Raw genomic sequence first — 5,778 nt, forward strand, 5'->3', positions numbered from 1 at the left:
CGCGACGACGAGGAGATCATCGAGGGTACACGCTGCGTCGCGGTTCCGATCCTCGACAAGTCTGGGGTTGCGGTCGCTGCAATCAGCATGTCCGCACCGGTGTTCCGCATGACAGATGCGCGCCTCGAGCACATCGCCGTCGAGCTCTGGAAAGCCAACGAACTTGAGCTTGCCCCCGACCGGCATCGCGATCGCCAGAATGATCAGCATCAGCGCCAGGCCGAGGGTCAGATAGCGATACGCGATGGCGCGGTCGAGCAGCGGACCGAAGCCCCGCTCACGGAGCCGATCGAAGGCGCCCTCAAAGCGCTGGCGCAAGCGCGACGGCGGACGCCCGACCTGGTGCGCGAGCGCATGGCTGAGATGGTGCGGCAGGATCCAAAACGCCTCGACCAGGCTGACTGAGATCACCAGGATCAGCACGATCGGCATCACCCGCAGGATCTGGCCGATCTCGCCGCTGATGAACGCGAGCGAGCCGAACACCATCAGCGTGGTCGCGAACGACGACAGCACGCCCGGCAGCACCTCACGCGCGCCGTTGATCGCCGCATCGGCGGGGCCGTCGCCCTTGGCTAGGCGCGCGGCGATGTTCTCGGCGATCACGATGGCGTCGTCCATCAGCAGCCCGACGCCGATCAGCAGCCCGACCATCGAGATCATGTTCAGCGTGATGCCGACCGCCGGCAGCACAAACAGCGCCCCGAGAAAGGCCACCGGCAGACCCAGGGTCACCCAGAAGCTGTAGCGCCAGCCGAAGAACAGCCAGAGCACCAGGAACACCAACAACAGCCCCTGAGCGCCGTTGCGCATCAGCATGTTGAGGCGATCGGCGACGATCGAGGCGCGATCCTGGGTCAGCGTCAGCTGCACGCCCTCGGGCGCGATGGCGCGCTCCGTCGCGACGAAGGACTCGACCGCGGCCAGGACCTCGAGGATGTCCTGGTCGCGGGTCTTGGCCACCTCGAGGATCGCGGCGCGCTCGCCGTTGAAGCGCACCTGCTCCTCGGGGTCCTCGAAGCGGTTGCTGATGCTCGCGATCTCGCCGAGCCGAATCGCTGCTCCAGATGCCCCGGAGATCACCACCAGATCGCGCAGCTCGGCCACGCTCTGGCGCTCGTCGTCGAAGCGCAGCAGCAACTCCTCCTGCGGCCCGTCGAGCCGACCCGCCGGGGTGCTGATGCTGCGCCGGCCGACGGCATTGGCGATGTCCTGGGCCGAGAGATCATACTGGCGCAGGCGCCAGGCTGGGATCTCGATGCGCAGCTGATGATCCGAGAAGCCGTTGATGCTGACCTCGGCGACACCGGACAATCGCTTCAATCGGTTCTTCAGGGTCTCGGCATAGGCCTTGAGCACGACCGGATCTTCCGGGCCGGTCACCGCGATCGAGATCACCTGCTCGGTGCGCCCGAGTTCGGTCACCACCGGCGGCTCGGCCTGATCCGGAAACTCATCGATGGCGTCGACATCGGACTTCACATCGTTGAGGAAGCGCAACATGTCGGCGCCCTCGCGCATCACTGCGACCGCGGTGCCAACGCCCTCGCGCGACTCGCAGCGGATCTCCGCGAGATCGGTGATGCCCTCGCGCGCCTCTTCCAGCCGTCGGCAGATCGCATCCTCGACCTCGGCCGGGGTCGCACCGCGGTAGACGACGCGGATCTGGACCTCGTCGGGCTGGATCTCGGGAAAGGTCTCGCGCTGCAGGCCCGGCAGCGAGACCAGGCCCAGGATCATGATCGCGGCCATCATCAGATTGGCCGCGGTTGGATGGCGCACAAACCAGGCGATCATGGGCTGCTCGACGGAGCCGCCTTGACCTGCGGCGATTCAGTACCTTCCGCTTCCCGATACTCGCTGCTCGCGGCGCCGTCAGCCTCTGGCACAGAGGCTTCAGCGGCCGAGGCGCGACCGGATTCAGCATGCTCCGAGGCCGCTTCGCCGCTGCGCATTGCCTCGGCACCCTTGGTGCTCGATGCATCGAGCGTGGCGAGCCGCTCGGCCATCTGCGCGTCGCGCTCGGGCTGCAAGCGCATCCCGCTGACCGCCGGCACCAGATCACTGAGCACGATCTGCTCGCCGGCATCGACGCCTGCGGCAATGGCGGCGACGCCATCCTGGGCAAAGGCGATCTCGACTGGACGGCGCTCGAGGCGCTGGTCCGCATCGACGACGAACACCAGCCCATCACGAACCGCTGCGCGCGGCAGCACGATCATCGGCCGCTGACTGCTCGCGCGCAGCTCGACCTGAACGAACATCCCTTTCGACAGCGGCGGACGCTCGCCAGGGATGACCTGGTCGAACGGCCGGTCGACGGCGACCACCACACCCATGGTCCGCGTATCAGGGTCGATCGCGTCGTCGAAGCGCACGAACTCGGCCGGCCACTCGGCGATATGATCGCCGAGGTCAAGGCGCACCGTCGCCCTGAGCCCGATCCGACGGGGAAGCTCGGCGGTCAGCCGGGCGGGCTCCAGATCGATCGGACCGCGGGCGATGAACAACCGACGCAGCGACGCCATCGGCACCTGCGCCTGGATCTCGACGCGATTGACCGAATCGCCCTCGAATAGGGTCTGACCGACGCCGACGTACTGATCGGCCTCGATCGTCAGATTGGCGACGCGAAGATCGAACGGCGCTGTGATCCGGGTCCGCTCCAGGTCGAGCTCGGCCCGCTGCACGCGCGATTGCAGCACCTCGCGCTGCGCAGGGATCAGTGTCAGCTGATTCCGCAGGCTCTGCACCGCAGTGCGAAGATTCAGCGCGGTGCGCTCGGCCTGATCGACATCGCTTTGCGACGCGGTGCCGCGCTCGGCCAATGTCCGCAGACGCTGTAGCTCCTCCTCGGCCAGCCGCAGCCCGCGCTCCTCGATGGCCAGCGAGGCCTCGGCGTTCGACTGCTCGACCGCCAGCTCGGCGAGCTGAGCGCGGGCCTCGGCCAGCGAAAGCTCGTAGTCGGCCGGATCGATGCGCAGCAGCTCAGTGGCCGTTTCCAGGATCTCGCCATCATGCAGCTGCGGATGCACCGAGACGACGCGGCCCGCCACTTGCGCGACCGCATCCCAGATCTGGGCCGGCTCCACGGGTCCGTAGCCGACCGCCTTGGGCGTCAGCGCGATCTCCCGCGCCTCCAAGACGCGAACCGTCCAAGCAAGCTCGTCCGGGGTAGCTGTCACCGGAGCCTCCTGGCTGCGCGCCATCCAGACCAACACCGCGGCTCCGAGCAGGATCGGCGGAAGGATCAGCCAGCGTCGCCAGCGCTGGCCCTTGGCATCGGGCATAACCGGAATCCGCTGCAGAAAGACCGAGAGGGTCGGTCGGGGGCAGTCATCTTACCGAAAAACGGCGCACGCCCGCAGCAGACGGGCGTTCAATCAGGCGCTCGGGGAGCTTGCGGAGCTCGCACGCCGGTGCTTTAGGGCCTAAGCCCGCACGCCGTAGCTACAGCCGCTGAGAAATCCATATCGCCGATGGCGCCAGCCGGCATCGGCGGCGCCTCTTCGTCCTTCGGCGCCTCGGCCACCATGGCCTCGGCGGTGATAGCGGTGTTCATGGGCCCGTGTGAGCGCGAGGCTTTTCAGTCACAGGCATGTTCTATCATGCGATCGTCGACCACGACGTAGCTCAGCGTGACAGCAGGCTTGGAAAAGCGACGAGCAGGATCTAAATGGAAGTGAAGAGCAGCGAAGATATACGCCTTGCTGAAGGCAACTTCGGTCAAGTTAACGCTCGCCTGTTACCGCGTGACCCCATTCGCCGGCGAAGTGATCGAGATCCGGCCGATTGGAGTAGTCGCTGAAACCGAGGTGGTTACCCCTATGCGGCCGCAGCACTTTCCCAAGGCCGTAGGTTGAAGTCGACGGTCACCAAGTTGCTGAGCAGGCCCTGAGCGCATTCGGCACATCGTCCGCAGCAGGTGGCAACCTTCAACCGGTCCTTAAGACACTCGAGGGAGTACGCTCCATCGTTACAGGCTTCGTGTATCTGTCGATCTGTGACCTTGTTGCACACACAGACATACATGGGGCGTTCACCTTCTGTTCGACTCAATGTTCACTTAGCATAGCGTTAACGAGAGCGATTCGCAATAATTTTTCTTACTCTTGTTCCCTCACCCACGCTCAACAGTGCACGGGCAGCGATGAGATCGGTGCCCACTTGAACACCGTCATCGAACCTGAGTGGCGTAGCCGACCCCGGTCTCATCGTCCAGTCCGTCCTCACCGACGTGTGGTCAAGCACAGTACAACAAACCACAACCTTTACGGAGACGCTCTGTGCAAGGCGATAACCCGGTGATACTGGCCCTGAACGACTGCCTCAAGGACCAGCTCACCGCAATCAACCAGCTGTTCCTCCACGCGCGTATGACCAAGAACTGGGGTCTGCACGCGTTTAACCACTACGAGTACAAGCGCTCCATTCAGGCCATGAAGATGGCCGACGACCTCATTGAGCGCATCCTGTTCTTGGAAGGTCTGCCGAACCTGCAAGACCTCGGCAAGCTGATGATCGGTGAAGATGTGCCGGAGGTCCTCGCCGGCGACATGTCCATGCTGAGCACCATACGCGCGCGTGTGGTTAGCGCGATCAAGCTCTGCGAGGATCATAAAGACTACGTGAGCCGCGACGAGCTGACCGAAATTCTGGAGGAGATCGAAGAGCACATCGACTGGGTGGAGTCTCAGCAATGGCTGATCGCCAACACCGGTCTCGAGAACTATCTGCAGTCTATGATGGGGAATGACTAGCGATGAAAGGTAGCCCAAAGGTCGTCGAACACCTGCAAAGCCTGCTCAACTGCGAGCTCGCCGCTCGCCACCAATATCTCGGCCACGCGCGCAAGCTGCACGACTGGGGCCTGCATAGGCTCGCGGAGCACATGGAGCACGAGCTCGTCGAGGAGGCCGAACACGCGGATAAGCTCATCGAGCGGATGCTGTTCCTCGAGGCGGAGCCGGACTACAACAGCATGGACAAGGTCAACATCGGTCGTGACGTTGAGGAGATGCTGAAGCTGGACCTGAATGTCGAATACAGCGTTGCCGCCGCCTTGAAAGAGGCCATGGCCGTCTGTGAGGCCGAACAGGACTACGACACCCGCGACATCCTGCTACAGCTGTTGCATGACACGGAGATGGACCACGCCTGGTGGCTGGAGCAGCAGCTTAACCGTATCCGGCTCATGGGTATTCAGAACTACGCGCAGTCCCAAATGGGCAAAGGAACGCAGCCCGCCGCCGACGGATAGCCACCCCTTGCGCCCTCTGAGGCCGAGTGTTGCCTGGAACACCTGGTTGACGGGGGGCGGCTGAGAGCTCGGTCGTGGCGTGCTCCGCGATAAGGCGGCATCCTTTGGTACAAGGCGGGTGTGTCCGGTCGTAACCGCAGAGCCTCGCCGCAGCCATCGCAACTTGCCTCCAGCCTGCCGGTCACACCTCCCGATAGATCGAAGCCCCCTGCGTAAGAAACTCCTCGGCCTTCTCCTGCATCCCGACCTCGATGGCCTGCTCGGCGTCATCAAGCTGATGGGCCTTGGCATAGTCGCGCACGTCCTGGGTGATCTTCATCGAGCAGAACTGCGGACCGCACATGGAGCAAAAATGCGCGACCTTGGCCGATTCCTTGGGCAGGGTCGCGTCATGAAACTCGCGCGCCCGATCGGGATCAAGACCGAGGTTAAATTGGTCCTCCCAGCGGAACTCGAAGCGTGCCTTGGACAGCATGTTGTCGCGCAGCTGGGCCGCCGGATGGCCCTTGGCCAGATCG

The 5,778-nt window shown here is 64.0% G+C and carries 6 protein-coding genes and 1 pseudogene; 2 read left to right on the forward strand and 5 right to left on the reverse strand.

Features of this window, described 5'->3' with window-relative positions; translation table 11 throughout:
• Nucleotides 1-240 precede the first annotated feature (240 nt).
• The 4 genes and pseudogenes from ACY693_RS14065 to ACY693_RS14080 all read right to left on the reverse strand — a co-directional run.
• Nucleotides 241-1,797 (reverse strand): annotated as a pseudogene (locus ACY693_RS14065) (efflux RND transporter permease subunit); the annotation flags it as partial.
• Nucleotides 1,794-3,290, reverse strand: coding sequence for an efflux RND transporter periplasmic adaptor subunit (locus tag ACY693_RS14070; protein WP_462322452.1), 1,497 nt, complete (start codon nucleotides 3,288-3,290; stop codon nucleotides 1,794-1,796). The gene ACY693_RS14070 and the pseudogene ACY693_RS14065, both read right to left, overlap by 4 nt.
• A 134-nt stretch (nucleotides 3,291-3,424) precedes the next feature.
• The gene (locus tag ACY693_RS14075; RefSeq protein ID WP_462322453.1) at nucleotides 3,425-3,562 is read right to left on the reverse strand and encodes a hypothetical protein; all 138 of its coding nucleotides are present in this window, start codon (nucleotides 3,560-3,562) and stop codon (nucleotides 3,425-3,427) included.
• Between the two features lie 263 nt (nucleotides 3,563-3,825).
• Complete coding sequence (locus ACY693_RS14080) at nucleotides 3,826-4,032, reverse strand: (2Fe-2S)-binding protein (RefSeq protein ID WP_462322454.1); 207 nt, start codon at nucleotides 4,030-4,032, stop codon at nucleotides 3,826-3,828.
• Between the two features lie 254 nt (nucleotides 4,033-4,286).
• On the opposite strand from ACY693_RS14080, the gene bfr (ACY693_RS14085) reads away from it, so the two are divergent.
• Together bfr (ACY693_RS14085) and bfr (ACY693_RS14090) are read left to right on the forward strand one after the other, a co-directional pair.
• Complete coding sequence (bfr, locus tag ACY693_RS14085) at nucleotides 4,287-4,760, forward strand: bacterioferritin (RefSeq protein WP_462322455.1); 474 nt, start codon at nucleotides 4,287-4,289, stop codon at nucleotides 4,758-4,760.
• A gap of 2 nt (nucleotides 4,761-4,762) precedes the next feature.
• Complete coding sequence (gene bfr, locus ACY693_RS14090; RefSeq protein WP_462322456.1) at nucleotides 4,763-5,260, forward strand: bacterioferritin; 498 nt, start codon at nucleotides 4,763-4,765, stop codon at nucleotides 5,258-5,260.
• A gap of 181 nt (nucleotides 5,261-5,441) precedes the next feature.
• On the opposite strand, the gene ACY693_RS14095 is transcribed toward bfr (ACY693_RS14090), so the two are convergent.
• Nucleotides 5,442-5,778, reverse strand: a 337-nt coding sequence (locus ACY693_RS14095; protein ID WP_462322457.1) for a phosphomethylpyrimidine synthase ThiC, incomplete at its 5' end; no start/stop codon positions are given.

The organism is Halochromatium sp. (assembly GCF_054919635.1).

What these genes read in the sequence shown, in the direction of transcription:
- ACY693_RS14070 (WP_462322452.1), bottom strand. Translation starts at nt 3,290, where the DNA reads ATGCCCGATGCCAAGGGCCAGCGCTGGCGACGCTGGCTGATCCTTCCG.
- ACY693_RS14075 (WP_462322453.1), bottom strand. Translation starts at nt 3,562, where the DNA reads ATGAACACCGCTATCACCGCCGAGGCCATGGTGGCCGAGGCGCCGAAG.
- ACY693_RS14080 (WP_462322454.1), bottom strand. Translation starts at nt 4,032, where the DNA reads ATGTATGTCTGTGTGTGCAACAAGGTCACAGATCGACAGATACACGAA.
- bfr (WP_462322456.1), top strand. Translation starts at nt 4,763, where the DNA reads ATGAAAGGTAGCCCAAAGGTCGTCGAACACCTGCAAAGCCTGCTCAAC.